Genomic DNA, 19,372 nt, shown 5'->3' on the forward strand with positions numbered 1-19,372 from the left:
CCTGGGCGAGATGCGTCTGGTCAGCCGAGTTTTTGAAATGTAAGGCCTTTCAGTAAGACAAAAGGCTACCTCATCGCTAATTTTGCAACAGTGCCGCCTGAAACACGAATGGCTGCTGCTTGTCCCCCAGGCGACGCGGGCTTATATGAAGCAGGATGTGGCAACGTATATTCGTTACTACAACCTTGACAGAAATCATACGGCGAACGGGGAAATATCTCCGGTACGCTATGAACAGATGTCTGATAAAAAAGTGTCCTGATTAACTTGACCAGAACATGGTGTCCCACCGGCGCGACAGGTCCGGGGCTGAGAGCTGGTAAAGCTTCAGGTAGGTATCATGGGTGACGGGGAAATCAGACCGGGGGCTGCGCAATACCTGCCAGAGCACCTGTGCAGCCCCGAGGATATTCGTGGGAGCCACGCCGCACCGGTCCTCTTCTGCCGGAAGGTGCAACAAGCCCGGTTCGGGGTCGGCGCTGCAGAGAAAATGATTGAGCGTATCCAGGGCAGTACGCGCCAGCGGCCAGTGGCGGGTATTGAGCAGCCGCGCCACGTCGGTGATACGCAGGCTGGCGGTCAGGCGAGACGCTAGGGAGCGACCAAAGCCGGGCCAGGCCAGCTGATGGGAGGTTTTGCACTCCACGCTGAACGGAAATTTCTGTTCAGCCTCGTCCCTCACGGCCCGGTTGTAGGCCAGGTACAGCATCCGGCTCTCAGGGTTGGCTCGCGCGTATCGCACCAGGGTGTGTTTTTTTCCTGTGCCTGCAAACGCCTTCACCACCAGACGTTCACCCTGCCAGCCAATAATAGCCAACTGTTCAGACGTATCAGAATAAGACATCGGATATCCTCAAATGCAGAGATAAAACGGCATTCTGTTTCCGGTCTGTCTGCCCCGCCACGCTTAACTCAGCATGGCGAGGGAAAAATAACGGCGGCCTCCTCTCGTCACCAGCCAGGCAATCTGTCGGCCAGCAACCGGTCATCTTCCACCTGTACATTGACAGGCAACCCGGCATCATAACAGGCCTGGTACCACTCACTGACCTGGCGGGCATTACCGTTCAGCCAGGCCTGCCCTTTGTTTTCACTCCACAATGCAAGGCTCGTCGTGCCATCAGGACGGATAACAAATGCCGCCCGGCTGACAGTGTAAGGCCGTCCTCTGATGTCGATTTCAATGTCCCGCATCTCTCTTCCCTGGGCGCGGGAAGGTAATATCCGGTTCCCGGCCTCCCGATGCTGACGATATTCCACAGGCATCAGCGAAGCCGCCATCGCACGTCCAGCATCGGTCAGCACGATAAAGACCCTGCGATTGGGCTTTCGCTGCAGGCAAACCAACCCTGCGGACTCCAGCAGTCCACAGGAATAATAAACACTGCCAATCCCAAGCGATTTATGGATATATCTTATCGGGGAAAAACCCGGAAAATGACGATCGACTGACAGCATGAAAATAAGAATTTTCTTTTGCAGCTCTGATAAACATCTGTACTTTACACTCAATATTATTGACTCCTTCTTATTGAGAGTTTTAACGGACGCTTTCGCGATGAGTGTCTGAATGAACACTGGTTCAGCGATATTCTTCATGCCCGGAAAACGATTAATGACTGGCGGCAGGATTATAACGAGTGCCGTCCCCATTCATCGCTGGATTACCAGACACCAGCTGAATTCGCAACGGGCTGGCGAAACAGGAAATATGAAGAAAAACCAACCGACATTACTAACTGAAGGTTGTATCTAATCCTGGGGGCAGGTCAAGTATTCCGTATAAGTATATCCTTTTTATAGAACAGTCGAAATTTATTTTCTTCAATGGTTCACTCGATTTGTTCCATAAAAAGATTATTTCATTACTTTATGCTCTATTAATGGAACATGAAAATCTTGCGTTCTTGATACCAGCCATTGACTATTACAACTGGCATGAGGGCGTCTGGTCTTAGCTAAGAGCTAAACAAATACGCTCGCCGCCGTGTTCCAGAACAGATGACTGTGGTAGAGACATGGTTGAAAAAAGTTGCTGGCTTTGACCCTGATCCATTCAGAAACAGTATTCCGGCATGCACTCCCCTGTACAGAAGTGCTGCCAACACCTCACCGAAGAGACTCATTGCTATGTCCTCAAGCAGTCAGAGAGGGGAACTTCGGACTTCAAGAGGACAGATAGTTGGGGTTCTATTAAAAGACTATCTGATCCAACATTCCCTTCTCTACAAGAAATTATTTAGACTCTTCGATACTGAAGGCATTCAAAACGCTAAGGAAATCCTGCGTGCACCACGACAGGTCTTCCTGACTAAGAATGTCATTCACAAAGTCCTCTTTGAACGGGATCACAAGCAAGAACGACGCTGGTTTTTCAGGATTGGGTTCGATAAGTTTACCGCTGCTGACCCAATGTGCTTCCAGTCGGATATTCAGATCTAGCCAGTCAACGCCCTGCCGGTTTCTGTCCTTTTTAAGGGTGTAGAAGAATGCAGACTTTCCATTTGGCGTTGGATGATTATCCATCAGCATCAAAAGCAGAGGGATCCCCCACTCCGGCAGGTAACGATAACGCCAGATCCCAAAGCTATCAGCTATTCTGATCAGACGTATGAACGATTTTTGATCAAGCTTTCCCTTTCCACCCCGCAATGAGCGGCAGACGATCCAGGCCTTGCATAAGCTTTCAAACCTCATAAATTGAGCACGCCGGGTTCTGGCCAGTTCAGTTGTTGCAGTATTGTCGTTTCCGCCTAATCCGTGAAAACGGCGTGTTGCAGCACTTAATGGGCAAAACTCGCCATTCTCCGGGGGAGTTGAATGTGAAAATCTGGGGCGATACTCCGGGTTAGGCGTGACCAGTCCACTGTCATGTACAATTCTTTCACACGCGAGGCAGCGCAATGCAGGATAGTTATCACGTGAAAACCCTTTCACTTTTTGCCCAAAATCATCAATATGAATTTCAACCCAGCCAGACTTATCCAGAACTTCTGCTTTATCCATAATTCATGTCCTTATATCAGATCGATATCATACAAACATACCCGACTAAACGCGGAGAGCGACGCCAGAGTCAGTTAACCGACAGCCCGCTGTTAGTACACCGTACCAAATCACTATTCCTGAAAATTTGACAAAGAAGCAAATCCGCGCTGCATGCCCCCTCCCCCGCTATCGGTAGCTTGATCTGCTGGGATGCGCCCAATTATAGGCTCAAAAGCGAGAGCACTATGGTTAGTCAGGATAATTTCAGACGACAACAGATCATGTGATCTGGCAGGGTATATTGCTGGCTGATGCAGTTGACGGAATAGAGATGCACGTCCAGATTTCTGGAGTGCGTGTGCGTTACACAGCAGTGTGGGCCTTTGTATTCACCCGGTAGCATCCCGCTCTTATTCATTGGGGCCAGGACCTCTTGTACATCGCCGCCTTCATGAGACTCCTCAGTGAAATGTGTTCTGGTGTGAAGTAGATCCCTTTTGACCTCGTTTCATCCCCGTTAGTAGATGTCGCAACCACATGCCAGGACACAGGCCGTTGTGGTCGCTCAAAACATAGCTTGTACAGCACATCGTCCCGTTGGCCTTGGACATATTACTTTCTGCCGTAATGACAAAAGATTTGCCCGGCAGGTTGCCAGTGACGGCCCACCTCTTCATGACAGCCTGGTGACACAGATCCGCAAACGCCACTAACGGCGGATCAGGCAAAACACGTATTCTTATTTCCGCCCATCAGAGAGAAAAGTCTGATTATTACGGCATTACAGAGATGGAAATTATCATTTAGACCCTGGACATGGGATAGTCTGGAGCCGTATTTGGTATGTCACGCAAAAGCCGCCGATGGCCCCTGATTTGTCGATGACAGCCGGGTCCTGATTGTTGTTGCGAAAAATAAAGCAATAACATGAGGTGTAGCGCCAGCTCGGGTTTGCACAAGAAATACCACCACAGGCCGTGTGCTGGCGATAGCCAAATGTGGGCACCATCACACCACGACGATCGCACAGTAGGTGTCTGTAAAATTAGCGTCCTGTCGGGAGAAGTGCTGGTAAAACATCCTGAGTGTTACCCTTCCTGCCATGGTGGGCACACGGGGTGCATTGTGGCAGAGAGCAGAGGGTTTCAGGACGTCTCTCGTGTCTGTTATCCTCCGCAGGAATGCAGTCCGCAGTTCAGAGGCATGCGAACAGGGAACATCCACTGTATTGAGTACGTTATGCTTTTCGGGAAAATGAACCCTCTGGATGTCAGATGTTCTCCTTCCCCGTAAGAAGGGGGCCAGAAATTTATGCTGTCTCAAACAAATGAGTCGGATACCAGCCGCATACACCTGTTCTTGCCAGCGTTTGAAATCAGGGATGTTTATCACAAGAAAATACCAGTGATGCGTAATCGTTGAAGGGAGGTATGGTGATTATCATCTTTACCATGTTTTTAATACGAACGTTTTACCATCTGCCGTGATTTTTCTTAACGCTGGTAGTGCTGCACTATTGCAAAACGGAGCCGTCTCATGAAAATACTCGCCATCATTTTTTTCACCATCACCCTTTTACTGTTTGCAGCATTGATGCTGGCGTTTGCTCGTCGGGCACGTTAGCGACTGACAATGCAATCGAGTAGATAAAAGGAAGGTGGGAATATGGAACATCGAATTATGATCATGTATGCGCTGGTGATCGTCCTGGGGATCATCTGGGCGAATGATAGCAGGAAAAAATGAGTGGACGGTCATAACAGGTGACCCATCATGTGGTCATCAGGACCGGGGTTGATTCAGCCATTTTTCTGAATCTGGTGGTATATCTTTATCCCTTTACGTCATTAGTGAACCGTTAGCCTGACGGTAACGACTTATCATGGCGTTCATCCCCGGCCGTCATGCTCAGATTTACACCGTCGGTACTTCGGGGCATGCGTTATTTAGCAATTGTCGAATTACCGAAGATTGCGGGCGACAGACCCGGCAAAGCAGGTGAGCTCCACAGACAGCACCACCGAAACCCTAAGGATATACAATATACTTAGGGTTTTTAATGCAATTATATTGCCCCAGAGCATCACAGGTTAAGAATTGGGAATGTGCTCTGTATAGTGGATACCTGGTATGTCAGACAATATGACGTTCATGCCAGCGGGAGCAGAATAAGTAGGATCCATACGACCTTCCCTCGGCCAGCCTGACTGCAACTCGTTGGCACTCTTATCTGGATTCTGTATCTGGCCTTTTGATATCCTCTTCTCTCTGACCATCGAAGATCTCCTGAAACGTTCAGACCAGAGTGTGACCCGGCCCTGTAGGAGCTATTTCATTGGTCGCCCTGAAGTCATCCTCTCTCCCCAAAGGTCAATGCACATACTTTGCCACCAGAATATTATGGCCGCAGGCATACGACCCGTCATGGTATGTCCGAAGCCCCAAAATCAGCACGGACTTTTCCTCTGGCCGAAGTATTGCATCAAATAAAAGCCATAAGTCCAGACTCATGTCCGTACACACTGTACTTTATTACCCACAGTTGCCCGCTTCCTATCGTGGTTTATTTATCAGCGTACAGTGGTCTTCATGGCCTCCATTATGAGAACGCTGAGGTTTAAGCGGCTATGCTGGGGGTCGCATGAAGATTACCGGCACGTGCAGGTCGCTTTGACAAGTTATCTCCAGCGTTCTTTCCAGCGTGGCCGAATTTCTCTCTGAGGCTCTTCTCACACCGGCAAGCGTTGTCATCTTTGCGTCCTGCCTCAACCCAGGTCTGGAAGCGCATGTCCCCCTAATATTCTCAGTACGTTTGAATTCAAGAATACCACCTCTCTCGCTGTGAGCTGATCGTGACACCTACTTATATCCTGCCATCAGTCAGCCGGTTGTAACGAGAGTGAATGTAGTGCCGTCTTTGCAACGATATCCGGTTGTTTTCGCCCTTCTGCTTCACTCGTTTCATATAGAGAAATGTACGATGCCGGCCACTTTTTTAAACCGGGGAATGCTCTACGTTTTCGGGTAAAATTTTACAGAGGCTCCCGGGCCATTGAAGGTTTGTTCGAAAGCGCCAACGGACTGATTCTTTCAACCGCTGCGAGTCATCCCCTCGTCCATTGGGTAGGCATTTTACTCAGAAAATATATTGATTTTCTGCTTCAGAATACTTGTTTTATAGTGCCAGTGGAGGGGTGGGGTTAGCCCCTTGTTACCTTATTGGTGCCTCTTATAATGAGGTGTTAGTCAGCCAGGCCCGCATGATTACAGTCCCAGTCGTCCATGATCCGGGGATGAAGTCACCGGGTCTGGTGGGGCGCTGGTAACCGCTAACAGGGGCCTGGTCAGGTACTATTGCCGGAACTGTCTGTAACGTGGATGCCGGGACCTGCACCCCAAGGTTATTTGGTTGCCCCGTAGAAACAGCGAGACAGCATGACCGGATCAAGCAATTACGAACCCGTCCAGATCTTTATTGGCGTTGACGTCGGTAAAGATGCCCTACACGCTGTTGCCGTTAATCGTTCAGATAACCGCCTGTTCGATACAGAATTATCCAACGACGAAACCAGACTCAGGTCACTGAAATCTGACCTGAAACAACATGTTCAGAGACTGCTGGTTGTTGACCAGCCAGCCACCATCGGGGCGCTACCTGTCAACGTTGCCCGCTCGGAAGGCGTCCTTGTCGGATACCTCCCCGGCCTGGCAATGCGCCACACCGCCGACTTACCCACGGTGAAGTCAGGACAGATGCTCGTGACGCTGCCATCATCGCCGGACTCTCCATGCTCTGCGACTTCGATGATGATCTTGCCGCACAAACAACGCAGTCCGACCCGCGTATCCGCAGTCTGTTAACCCAGAGACATCCCGCTCTGGAGCGCGTTTTCGTTTCTCAGCTGGTTCACCCGGCAGTCCACAATCCGCTCCAGCAATATCCCTCATCCGAAAAACTCGTTTTACCGGGGAAGAAGAAACCGGCAATCCAGCTCTGCAAACTCAAGCCCTGCCTGGGAAAGCACCTTGCTGCAGATATTCCCCTGGCACTGATACAGTAAGCCGTCACCGCTCCCGGTAAGAATGCGGCTGTCGTTGTCCTGCCACGTCTTGTACTCCAGCTCATCACCCTACGTAAGCAAAGAGAAGAGGTGGTCCTTAAGGTAGAACTGCGTGTACTGCTGCTAATCGTCCGCGGAGGTAAACTTATCGCCACCTTTTAGCTGAAGGAGTTGCGATGAATCCTTTCCATGGTCGTCATTTCCAGAGTGAAACTTTCCTGTGGGTCGTCTGCTGGTCCTGTAAAGACGGTATCAGTCATAGAGAACTGGACGAGATGCTTGCTGAACGTGGTGTGAGCGTTGACCACACCACGGTTTACCGCCGGGTTAAGCGTTATGCGCCTGAAATGGAAAAACGGATGCGCTGGTACTGGCGTACCCCCTCCGATCTGAGCCAGTGGCATATGGATGAAACGTATGTGAGGTAAATGGTCGGCAGTTCCCCCGGTATGTCAATACGGACAAGACTTCGACAAATGGTCACACACTCGAGCTACTGAAACGAGAAGGCCAGTACCCGCCTGATGTTAACAACTCGGAACAACGTGATTGAATGCAACCACGGTAAGTGGAAACGGATAGTCAGCGCGATGCTGGGGTTTAAATCGATGGAGACCGATTACGCCACGATAAAAGGAATTGAAGTAATGCGTGCGCTGCGGAAAGGCCAGGCCCCAGCATTCTATTATAGCGCTCCCCTGGGCGAGATGTGTCTGGTCAGCATAGTATTTGCAATGCTGGACACTGTCACCAGAAAGAAGGTCTATCGAGTCTCAGCTTTGCAACAGTGCCGGCAAGGCGGCGCTGCGACGTTAAGTTCGCCATGGTGCGTGAAGCTTCTTTTTCTATCCCAACAGCGTCATAAACATACCTGACAACTTAATAAGCCCCTCAGATAAAGGTCTTACAACACGCCTTGCTGCACATTGGGCCGCAATGGAATCGAAATCCAGGAGGTGAAATTTAAATGTGCCGTGACGAACACGGCCTTTTTCTGATACAGGTGTAATTTGTCTTTATGACGGCCAGTGACGCAGGACATGAAGTCCGAATGTTATCGGGAAATTACACCGCGACGTTACTTATGTATGATCTGATGTTGTGGTGCCACAATGAGCAGCGAAAGCATTCACGTGCATTATTAATGTATATCCCCCAAACCAACGCAAACCGACAATATCCCTCACAGATATACCTGACCGATGATTTACCACAACGCGTTCAGATCTGCCCCAGCGCTACAATTGCAAAAGGTTCCATTAATATGCGTTTATTGCGGCAGTGGTAGCAGAGCGGCGATATCGATCATCCGGCCATAATTGTTCAGTGTCGGATATGAGTCTGACAGAACGCCGGGGGTTTTTCCCCTGACCGGTCTGCCTGGCGAGCAGCCACGACAATAAGCCGCTATCTCCCAGAAGTCTCTGCATAGCGCATACAATCGGGGTCTCATCATACTTTGAGCTCCAGTGTTACCGTCTCTCGTTGGTATGCCCGGCCCGTTGCTGAGCTTTCGGGTTGGCTTATCTCTTCATCATCTCGTTTATAATAGGGCAGTGTATCGGAACACGTCTGAGAGTTAATCACAACACGACGGCATATGATGCGCCCTAAACGAGCACCTTCTTCAGTTAATCTGTTTTTTCAGTACAAAAAGGACTGGTCAACGATCTCACAAAACAAGGTATAAAAGCCCGACAAAAAAACGAAACCACACTGGCCAAAACATCAAAAAAGCTGGCGATTTCACCCTGAAATTCACAATAATAATCAATTAAAAACAATAAGTTAACCGTGAAATCCCTGTGGAGAAAATTCAAATAATAGCGAGATAAGTCCGGTTCACCCGGTGCACACTTCGCGGGGATACGGGGTTAAAAGCAGACAAAAGACACCCTATGTCAGGGTCGAAAGAGAGACGAGAAATGACCCGCCCAGCTGCTGAACATCATTATTCTTGCAGTACGTCAAAGTTTTTAATGTAGACTTCCCTGTCTCTATGTAGCATTATTGAATAAAACAATGAATTCAACATAAGGGTTAAAATTATGCTTGATAAGGCGCATCAGATTTACAAGGTGGCACAGCGCTCGGAGAAGATGCTTCTGGGTTTAACAGAGCAAATCCAGAATCAGAAAGAAGAACTCCAGGAAAATACCTATTTTCAGGTGTATGCCAAAGCAGCCCTTTCCAGACTGCCTAAACTTACCCGGGCTAACGTGGACTATGCCGTCAATGAGATGGAAGAACAGGGTTATGTGTTTGATAAACGGCAGGCCGGTACATCAACCAAATATGCGATGTCTATTCAGAACATTATTGACATCTACCACCATCGGGGAGTGCCAAAATACCGCGACAGGCATGAGAAAGCTTTCACAATCTTCATCGGTAATCTGAAGGGCGGGGTTTCAAAAACGGTTTCTACTGTTTCACTTGCCCATGCCTTACGTGCCCACGCCCATCTTTTATACGAAGATTTACGCATCCTTGTCATTGATCTTGATCCCCAGTCTTCTGCGACCATGTTCCTGAACCATACGCACTCTGTGGGCACTGTGGAAACCACTGCCGCGCAGGCTATGCTACAGAATGTTGACCGGGAGACACTGCTGCGTGAATTTATTGTGCCATCTATCATCCCGGGTGTGGATGTGATACCAGCGTCAATCGATGATGCATTTATTGCCTCAGGATGGGAAAAGCTGTGTCGTGAGCATCTACCCGACCAGAATATTTATGCGATTCTGCGACAGAATATTATCGATAAGGTTGAAAAGGATTACGACTTTATCTTTATAGACAGTGGGCCCCATCTGGATGCGTACTTATCCAATGCCATTGCAGCATCAGATATTCTGATCACTCCGATCCCTCCGGCGCAGGTTGACTTTCACTCGACCCTGAAATATCTCACACGGGTTCCTGAACTGATCACAATGATTGAAGAATCTGGTTTTGCTACCCGACTGGTAGGCAATATCGGATTTATGTCGAAGCTGTTAAATAAAGCCGATCATAAATTCTGTCATAGCCTGGCAAAGGAAATTTTCGGCGGTGACATGTTGGATATCGCGCTCCCCCGACTGGATGGTTTTGAAAGGTGCGGTGAGTCTTTCGATACCGTCATTTCAGCCAACCCTTCCACCTACGTAGGTAGCAGTGAAGCCTTGAAGAATGCCCGTGCCGCCGCAGAAGATTTTGCAAAAGCGGTATTCGATCGCATTGAATTTATCAGAACAAATTGAGATTAAGAGATGAACATAAAACGAAAAACTATCGGTAGAACTTTCACCCAGTCTCCGTTGAGCGAGTCTGCAGCAGGAGAGGATTTTAACCAGACGTTCATTCTCAATTCAGGCAGATCCGTTGTTTTCACACTGCAGGTGATCAAAGCCGAGAATGTTGCGACAGAGACCTTCGTTGTGCCCGAAAATAATGGACGCGATCAGTCAGCACTCACCAAAGCGTCTCTCAAAGATATCACCAGGACACTGAAGCTTCAGCAATTCTTTCCCACTATCGGACGCAAGGTCGGTGACAAGATTGAAATTCTGGACGGTTCGCGCCGACGAGCTGCCGCGATTATCTGTAAAACAGGGCTGAACGTACTGGTAACGGACGCTGATATTTCAACGGAGGATGCCCGAAAACTTGCCTCTGACATTCAGACCGCGAAAGAGCATAACCTCAGAGAGGTGGGGTTGAGACTGGTAAGTCTGAAGAACAGTGGTATGTCTCAGAAAGAAATTGCCGAGAGTCAGGGTTTATCCCAGGCAAAAGTCACACGTGCATTGCAGGCCGCAATGGTACCTTCCGAAATTTTAGCTATTTTCCCTGTACAGTCTGAATTGACCTACCCGGACTATAAACAGTTGCTGAGTTTAAGTGAATTTCTGGTGGAAAAAAACCTGACGGTCGATGACTTTCTGACAGAACTTGATCTTCAGATTAACGCCGTGCATGCAAAAGAGAGTCACTCGTCTGAAGAAATCAAAAATGCATTGCTGGGCGTCATGAAAAAAGCGCTCACAAAACTTGCCTCACCGGCTGGAAAAGAAAAAGTGGTGACCACCCCACTGTGGATCTTTGCTGACAAAGATCGCTATGCCCGCAAAAAAACCAAAGGAAGGCAGCTTTCCTATGAGTTTAACCGCCTTCCCAGAGATATTCAGGATGAGCTTGATATTGCCATCAATGACATTCTGAACCGTTTGCTTGCCGACTGATTCTTTCCAGCCTCTGGCGATTTCAGGCTGAAATCGCCTCTAATTTTGTTGTATTCTGGTACATGCCGCTCAAAAATTCTCCAAGTTACTTTCATTGATAAACGTATGATTAATATAGAAATTTAAGATTAATTTCAGCCTGAAATCGCCAAGGTGCACATACGCTAGTATCTCATTTTGATGCTGGCGAAAGTAGTTATGACAGATAAGTGGATTCTCAGCAAACGGGGCAATACTGTAAGTATAAAATGCCTGTATATCTTATCAAACATCAAACGTTGATACCCTGAGATACAAATCACCGCACATACCCATTCAAACAATAATTGTTAATACATCAATATCCTGACCGGTATCACTAAGTAAACGCAGCACCATAAACTGTCTGGAAAGGAGAGATGTTACATCCGGAAACGGCAGGTGAAGGCTATTCGGCATATTTTCTTACCGGCACGGGATCCTGTGAAATGATGATTCAAAGAGAAACAGGAATCAAAGCGCTCCGCATTGGCATGCGACGTTTGTCTGAGTATTTTCCTGTCAGACTTCACCACACGTACGCAGGAATTAATAAATTGATTGTGCTACCGACAATCAGGTGTGCTGACAGGACAATTGGTCGGGAATATCACCATATAAGCAGCGGGTCCCTCGGATATAAATCAGTGCCTATAACTCTGAACATGCTAAAGCTCACTATTAAGACAGGTATTCACAAAACATGTGCCAGGACGCGGTCGGCTTATGCACCGTGCCTCCCAGTATCGAGATACATGCACAATTACTGCTATTAAATACCCAGCCAGGGATATTCAGAATGTAAAAAAAGTTATCCCAGGGATCATATGATTTGTGTGTTGATCATCATTTGTCAGCACGGGCAGGCATGATATTTACTGTTGAACCACCCATGACGGATGTGCGATGTGAGTCTATGTTGTGGTACCAGAAGTTAAAAAAGTCTCAGGGATTCAATTTCAGCTGAGTTAGCCTTTTACGACTGATATCTCAGCCGCAATGCTTATCAGTATGAATATCTCTGAACATGTCGCGATATTATCACCGAACGATATACGTTTATTTATTGGTGCGGTTCAGAACGGAGGGGGAATAAAAAAGTGTCGCTTTAACGTGGGAAGCAGATCTGAAACGCGTCATTCAGCGATGGGGCTTACATCTCTGATTTCAGGTTGTTTGCCATAATATATTACGGATTTTTAATATGCACGTGTACCTGCATATACGTAAACCACACTTCAAAAAATCGAAACATTAGTTTCCATATCCCAGTGAAGAAGTATTGTACCTTTGTGCTGTCAAGCTCATTTTTCGAAGTTGGAGAGGAAAAGCGTAATTGCCCAGAAACAGAATTTTCTTCCCACGGGAATGTATTCCTTCGGTTTACGCGATATGCGCTGAACATAATTACCAGAAAATATCGCTCAGTTTTCTTCTTATATTCTAAGTTCCCAAGACGTACTGACCCACTACTGTGAAGAGTAGAGCGTTGTCAGAAGAAGAGGGGACTGAACATTAGTACTGCATATGTATCTTTTTTTGTATGAAATTTGTCTTAATGGACATTATTTCTACTATCTGGATTAAAAAACAACCTTCCGATGATGATTTTATATGCTCTTTCCAGTGGTTACTACTTTGTGCAATGATTTACTCTTTATAGTGGTTGTTCTCTGTAGCGGTTTTACTCTTCATAGTGGTTACTCTCTGTCGTGATTTTACTCCTTACAGTGGTTATTCATTATGATGCTTGATCGGTTTAAAACCCGTTGTACATAGTCTGAGATTTCTAGCAGAGGGGTCATACTTCATCATGGTTATGTGTTGTCTGGTATCTGTGTACCAGAGCGATTTTCTTGTCCGGGGGGTATTAGCAGTTTAATACCTGGTTAATTTGCTGATTATACTGAAAGTTAAGACAGGAATGATGTGGGCTGTTTACCGGAGATAGTGAGGTTCTGGTCAGCTGGGCCAGGGGATAACATTGCATTTCGTGACCTGTGAGTTCCTTAACATTTACGATATTTACCTGGATGGAGAGATGGCCTATCTCATTAATACCTGGTGTGATCTTGCTTTACTTCGTTTGCTCTGATTACAACACCATCATTATAAACAGCGTGGTGCTTGTTATGTATTGACTTATCCACTTATCCACCGGATAGATCCAATAATTAGATCATAATATGATCCTCAAAAGATCAAAACAGATCACCGGATCGTCTGAGGGCTGTTGTACCAAGGGCTAAAGCGCTATTGCTATCCACTATAATGAGTAAAGTATCCACTGTAGACAGTAAGGTAACCACTATAGCGAGTAGTTTAACCACTGTAAGGAGTACTCATCAACCACTGTAGTCAGTAAACTGTCTCTCTGGCTGTGAATATCACGAAGTGATCCCTTGCAGGCAAATACTATGTTTTATTCCTCATTTATCCACAGGCTAGATCCAATAGTAAGATCCCAATGTTCATAAAAGGTCAAAAGAGATCACCGGATCCTGCAAAGCCAGATCTGATAAGGCATAGCAACGGATCCATATCCACTGTAACGAGTAAACTAACCACTGTGAGGAGTAAATTGACTACTGCAGAGAGTAGAATAACCGCTATAGTGAGTGTTAGTATCCACTGTGTTGAGTATTCAGCATGCGTATGCCAAACAGAATCGGGATAATGTAATGGCTAATGAATCGGAAAATATCAAAGAGATAGCAACTGCTTTTGCTGAGGTGAAGAAGGGCACCGGCGAAGTTGTTAATCTGGTTCCTAACAGCAATAATACGGTTCAGCCTGTCGCATTGATGCGACTGGGCCTGTTTGTGCCCACGCTGAAATCCACAGCCCGTGGCAGGAAGGGCCAGATGGCCACAATGGATGCGACAGCCGAGTTAAAGCAACTGAGCCTGGTAACGTCTGAAGGTTTTGAAAATATCCAGATCACCGGTGCCCGGCTTGATATGGATAATGATTTCAAGACGTGGGTTGGGATCATCCATGCCTTCGCAAAATTCAAAGTGATCGGGGATAAAGTCACCCTGCCATTTGTGGAGTTCACGAAACTTTGCGGCATTCCTTCCAGCCGTTCTTCTGCGGCGTTGCGCAAACGTATTGACGCGTCACTGCAGCGCATAGCAACGAATACGCTCTCTTTTACCAGCAACGATAAGGCGTATCACACCCACCTGGTTCAATCGGCTTATTTCGACATGAAGAAAGATATTGTGATCCTTCAGGCCGATCCTAAACTGTTTGAGTTATACCAGTTTGATCGTAAAGTTCTGCTCCAGCTTCGCGCCATCAATGAATTAGCCCGTAAAGAGAGCGCACAGGCGCTTTACACATACATTGAGAGTCTCCCCCAGGATATCAAGCCCATCTCAATGTCGAGGCTTAGAGCCCGCTTAAATTTGACTTCTCGAACCATTACTCAGAATGCAACTGTTCGTAAAGCAATGCAGCAGCTAAAAGACATCGGTTATCTCGATTTTACCGAGTACCAACGGGGCAGGGCGGTCTACTTTCATATCCACTATAGAAGGCCTAAGCTCCGTCCGGCACATTTGCCTTCAGGCCTCCCGGAAGCGCCTGACGTCGATCCAGCTCTTGATGAGTTCGACGCAGACCAGATTCTGGCAACGCTCACCAAAGAGGAGCTTGAATTGCTCGAGAGTCTGAGGGGCAGCAAGAAGTAACCACTGTAGTGAGTGTCAACCACTGTAACGTGTAGCTCCTTCTATACAGTTGTTTCTATCCAGCCTTCGGCTGGTCTGGGCGCACAGTGCGGTTGGCAGCGTCTTAACCGCGTGTAACCCGCATCGCTTCTGATATTCCCCGTTTATACACCGTCGAGCAGGCGGTCTGAATCGTGCCTTCAAAGGCCAAGTCGTATTTTTCCCTCAGCTGTGATTAAACCTGTTCTTTACGATAGTTACGGATCTGCAGTGGTTGGCAATTAGCAGAGGTGTTTCTCACTCCAGTGGTTGTTGCCTGGTCGGGGGCATGCCTCCCTGCGGTGTCCGGCAGGGAGCAGGAGAGGGTGCTGCTCACTCCAGTGGTCGTTGCCTTGCTGCGGACGTGGCTCCCTGAAGTGTCCGGCGGACAGGAGAGGGTGCTGCTCACTCCAGTGGTTGTTGCCTTGTTGCAGACGTGGCTCCCTGAAGTGTCCGGCGGACAGGAGAGGGTGCTGCTCACTCCAGTGGTTGTTGCCTTGCTGCGGACGTGGCTCCCTGAAGTGTCCGGCGGACAGGAGAGGGTGCTGCTCACTCCAGTGGTTGTTGCCTTGCTGCGGACGTGGCTCCCTGAAGTGTCCGGCGGACAGGAGAGGGTGCTGCTCACTCCAGTGGTTGTTGCCTTGCTGCGGACGTGGCTCCCTGAAGTGTCCGGCGGACAGGAGAGGGTGCTGCTCACTCCAGTGGTTGTTGCCTTGCTGCGGACGTGGCTCCCTGAAGTGTCCGGCGGACAGGAGAGGGTGCTGCTCACTCCAGTGGTTGTTGCCTTGCTGCGGGCGTAACTCATGAAGTGTCCGGTGGAAAGGAGAGGAGGTTACTTACTCCAGTGGTTGTTGCCCTGATGTGGGCGTACTTGCTGAAGTGTACGGTAGACAGGACAGAGTGCTGCTCACTACAGTGGTTGTTGTCTTACCACGAGAGTTATACCTTACGATGTCTGGCAGACCGCGGGAGAGGAGTATTGCTCTCTATAGTGGTTGTTTTCCTGGATCGGTTGCTACGTTTGACAGTGGTTGGCAGATCGAAAAAGGGAGATCGTGCTCTTTACAGTGGTTGTTACAACAAAGGAGTAAGGACTTTTACCCCGACAAGAATAAGACATTTGCTGGGGCCGATGTTATCCACAGAATCGGTGGATAACTTTGTGTATTCCGGTGTAGATCTTTTTTTTGCGAGATGATCTTTTAAAATCACCGATGGTGAAATTTAACTGATTGTATTTTATTGAATTTTTAACATCATTAAAAGCTGACATTCACAGGTTTTATCTCATGGGGACGACGTGCAGGGCTGATCCGGGTTAAGGGTTGGATCGCTGCAAAGAACCGTCCTGGCTGCCCGTCATGTTCATCTCTGTCTGCAATAAGCGTCTGAAACCGCGAGTCCCAGTTTGTTGTTGTCTTTATGGAGGCTGCGACGGTGAGAGCAGGGTTCAACCCATGATAGAAAAGTCCTGGTTTATCTTCGACGTATCCGAAGAGCATCCTATTTGCCTGATGTATCACCGATCGCGTAAATGCAACTGACTATCTGGATACGGTATGTGACAGATTTTCTGGGGCCCATCCCTGACAGGCTTGATGGTTTGCACTACTGCGTCATGCAAATTCGGAACGGATAAGCATGTGACGGTTTTCCACAGATGACGATGGTTTATTTACGATGACACTCACAAAGCGGACGCGGCAGACAAGAAAAGTCCTGGTTTTTAGAGCTAACTGTAGAGTGAAATATCATCCCGTTATATTTTCTGCACCGAACTGCAACTGAAGTATATCGAATATTAGTCAGTTGAGATCAGGCAACGATCAACAGGAAGATCGCGGCGGGGAGGAGCGTGAGAACTTCATGTGCAGTAGCTTACGCCGGGGGATTTAAATCAATGGGGTCTGAGAAAGTGATTTCATCAGATATATAGTCATTATGATAACGAACACAGAATTCAACATACTCAAAGTGATAGCCAGTGAAGAAGGTGACTGGAGCATTACGAATCTGGAGCGTCTTCTTACGTGGAGAAAAACACCCAGTTTCAGGTATGTAGTGAAAATGGTTAACAACCTGGCGGAGGAAGGTCTCGTTGACATTGTGAGGGGACAAAATCCATCGGCACTCTCCTGTCGTGTATCTAAAAGAGGCCTCAATGTTCTCAAGGGCGCAGAACGTTAGTGTTCGTAATCATCAAGGATCTTTATCCGGGTGTATGATTTACTTTGCGATACCGATAGACATGTCACGTTGTCTGCCGGATGTAGACTAATAAGTTCTTCATTTCGATTCTCTGCCGTAACAAATTCTTTACATGGTCAGTTTGCCTGGAGACTGGTGAAGAATGTGCAACTGCCAGATTATCGGGATAGAGAATGCGGCAGCATGATTCACTTTCGCGTGTGATTCTGTTCCGGCGCTCCTCCTGCACTGCCTGCCTGACACCCGATATAAAAATTTCCGGCCGCGGATGAGGACCGCCCCCAGGGGAACAGAACATATGAATTCTCTGACAGCATTTCCTCAGAACTGGCATCATGGGCGACAGAAGCGACGAATGAGTGCTTCCCATGCCGCTCACCCGAAAGCACTTATTTTGCTTCGCCTGCATGCTTTATCACTGCCGTAAATTTGTATTTTGTGCTGGGTTACACCGTCTTGTGGATTTTGGTGAGTCGAACTTGCTGGAGTTCATTTTTGCATCCTCTCAGCACCTGGCTGACAGTGTGCTGGGAAGTGTCGAGCTGCTTTAAAAGAAACATCCATTCCCTAATTTCCTGATGAAGTTCGGTTGTACGATGATCCTTTTGTTCTGATAACAGAGCTTCAGTGTATCGTTCGGGTAATTTAAGATGCATTATTTTTCCTTCTTAGATTTAGGCTACTAAATAGTCTGGATATTTAGATCTTCCTGTCCAGTTATGCTGGACTCATTTCGTCCAATTCTAATTTTTTGTTTTAGTAGAAATAATTTATTTTCAGACGCTGTAAACAGCCTTTAGGGAGACTAATGATGGAAGGGACTTCCTGTTCCTGGACTCGCCGCGCAGCCTCCGAGTTTATGCCGTAGTTTAAACATCCATGTCTGCTGGGGGTCATATAAAATGAGATCGGGTATCACCTACAGTGACCTGTGTGGGCAGGGTTACAGCGAATTGGACCCTACAATATTGTGTACCGGGGCGATAGAAAATCAATTTTCGCTCACAATACCTGTGAGAAAAAAGAAATTTAGGGGCAAACGCATTGCGGACTCGGGCTGATACACATTATCCCGAAAATAATTTTAAGATATTCTGCCTGCTTATTAACGGCGCTGGCAACTGCAGCTGAACTCGTAGTGGTTTTGGCGAAAAGTTTATCGTTAAGAGGCTGAACGACCAGCAGGTCGCACTGGTCAGCAGAAGGGTAGCTAGCTGGGAAGGATGCCCCAGCTGGCTTATTCGGGGAATAAAATGAGTTGTGAACAACATCGCAGCCGAACGTTCCGATATCCCGTATAAGTAAGACATATTGATATCGACATTCCAGCGCAACGCTGTGGTAGAAGAAGGAATGTGGAGATTTCCTATTACCGTGATGCCAGGGGGGGAAGAGTGGCCAGTTTATCGCTGTGTCAGCGAGAGTATTTATCCCAAAAAGGCACCAGACGGATGAGCCGACGATGTCATTGTAATGTTCGATGGTCAACGATAAGGCCACGCGATGTTACTTGTTCTTCAAGGTTTCGCAAACCCAGATACCAGCAACCACACTGAGCGATAATATTGACGGGATATAGCCTCAGATGACTAAGATGAAAACTATCGCGTAAAACAGCAGGAACCAGAAAGTGTCAGAGCCAGCGGTGACGGGCATCTGCAAAGTGAAGGGTATAAAAATGCCCTGTCCTTAGGACAGGGCCAAATACGTCAATAGCAACCTACATACCAGACGAGTATTCACTCATTGAACGATACCAGTCTGCACCTACTGTGGAAGATAACTATAGCGCAGGGTGGTATAACCTGATTAAAACTAGGACTTTTCCAGTCGTCAGCGTAGTGAGGAGAGGGCTGTGGATCGGGAAAGACTTTAGCTTCAGCCCGGCGTGAGTAAACAGAACGGCTTGTGACCTGTCTTATCCCAACCTCTGGCTCGCAGCCTGTCTTTATCGTTAAGCTGCTTTCATCCGATATTCTGCCTGCCCGGGCGATTCGGAGGTACGAGTTAACCCTATATTTTGCTGCTGTTGTATTTTTTGACGGACAAATCCGGGGGGGGGGGGGTGCCCCTATTAAGTTGTCAAGCATGCTTATGATGCCGCAGGGGTATAAAAAGTACCGTCACGCATCATGGCGAACAGAACGTCACAGCG

General features: G+C 47.7%; 7 protein-coding genes and 5 pseudogenes. 8 read left to right on the forward strand and 4 right to left on the reverse strand.

The window, feature by feature from the left end:
• The first annotated feature begins 82 nt into the window (after window positions 1-82).
• Window positions 83-262, forward strand: a complete 180-nt coding sequence (locus B9Y90_RS27615) for an IS3 family transposase (protein ID WP_176227911.1) — start codon at window positions 83-85, stop codon at window positions 260-262.
• 9 nt (window positions 263-271) lie between these two features.
• Here the strand turns inward: B9Y90_RS27615 and B9Y90_RS23985 are convergent.
• A pseudogene (locus B9Y90_RS23985) lies at window positions 272-844 on the reverse strand (DNA helicase); the annotation flags it as partial.
• Window positions 845-1,530: 686 nt separating this feature from the next.
• Here B9Y90_RS23985 and B9Y90_RS23990 point away from each other — a divergent pair.
• Window positions 1,531-1,743, forward strand: a pseudogene (locus tag B9Y90_RS23990) (integrase core domain-containing protein); the annotation flags it as partial.
• Between the two features lie 492 nt (window positions 1,744-2,235).
• Here B9Y90_RS23990 and B9Y90_RS23995 read toward each other — a convergent pair.
• A complete protein-coding gene (locus tag B9Y90_RS23995; RefSeq protein ID WP_085542861.1) occupies window positions 2,236-3,006 on the reverse strand; it encodes a hypothetical protein in 771 nt (256 codons plus the stop codon).
• 3,417 nt (window positions 3,007-6,423) lie between these two features.
• Here B9Y90_RS23995 and B9Y90_RS24005 point away from each other — a divergent pair.
• The 6 genes and pseudogenes from B9Y90_RS24005 to B9Y90_RS24030 all read left to right on the forward strand — a co-directional run.
• Window positions 6,424-7,169: pseudogene (locus B9Y90_RS24005) on the forward strand (IS110 family transposase); the annotation flags it as partial.
• Between the two features lie 56 nt (window positions 7,170-7,225).
• Window positions 7,226-7,786 (forward strand): annotated as a pseudogene (locus B9Y90_RS24010) (IS6 family transposase); the annotation flags it as partial.
• Window positions 7,787-9,097: 1,311 nt separating this feature from the next.
• Entirely contained in the window at window positions 9,098-10,297 is a 1,200-nt protein-coding gene (locus B9Y90_RS24015; RefSeq protein WP_085542863.1) for an AAA family ATPase, read from the forward strand.
• A gap of 9 nt (window positions 10,298-10,306) precedes the next feature.
• Complete coding sequence (locus B9Y90_RS24020) at window positions 10,307-11,278, forward strand: ParB family protein (RefSeq protein WP_085542864.1); 972 nt, start codon at window positions 10,307-10,309, stop codon at window positions 11,276-11,278.
• Between the two features lie 2,699 nt (window positions 11,279-13,977).
• The gene (locus B9Y90_RS24025) at window positions 13,978-14,991 is read left to right on the forward strand and encodes a RepB family plasmid replication initiator protein (RefSeq protein WP_061276985.1); all 1,014 of its coding nucleotides are present in this window, start codon (window positions 13,978-13,980) and stop codon (window positions 14,989-14,991) included.
• Between the two features lie 488 nt (window positions 14,992-15,479).
• Window positions 15,480-15,809: a hypothetical protein gene (locus B9Y90_RS24030; protein ID WP_139827481.1), complete on the forward strand. Its 330-nt coding sequence runs from the start codon at window positions 15,480-15,482 to the stop codon at window positions 15,807-15,809.
• 1,854 nt (window positions 15,810-17,663) lie between these two features.
• Here B9Y90_RS24030 and B9Y90_RS27150 read toward each other — a convergent pair.
• Entirely contained in the window at window positions 17,664-17,873 is a 210-nt protein-coding gene (locus tag B9Y90_RS27150) for a hypothetical protein (RefSeq protein WP_085542867.1), read from the reverse strand.
• Between the two features lie 815 nt (window positions 17,874-18,688).
• Window positions 18,689-18,802: pseudogene (locus B9Y90_RS27405) on the reverse strand (IS6 family transposase); the annotation flags it as partial.
• Between the last annotated feature and the right edge of the window lie 570 nt (window positions 18,803-19,372).

The organism is Cedecea sp. NFIX57, from assembly GCF_900177785.1.
GTDB lineage: Bacteria > Pseudomonadota > Gammaproteobacteria > Enterobacterales > Enterobacteriaceae > Cedecea > Cedecea neteri_C.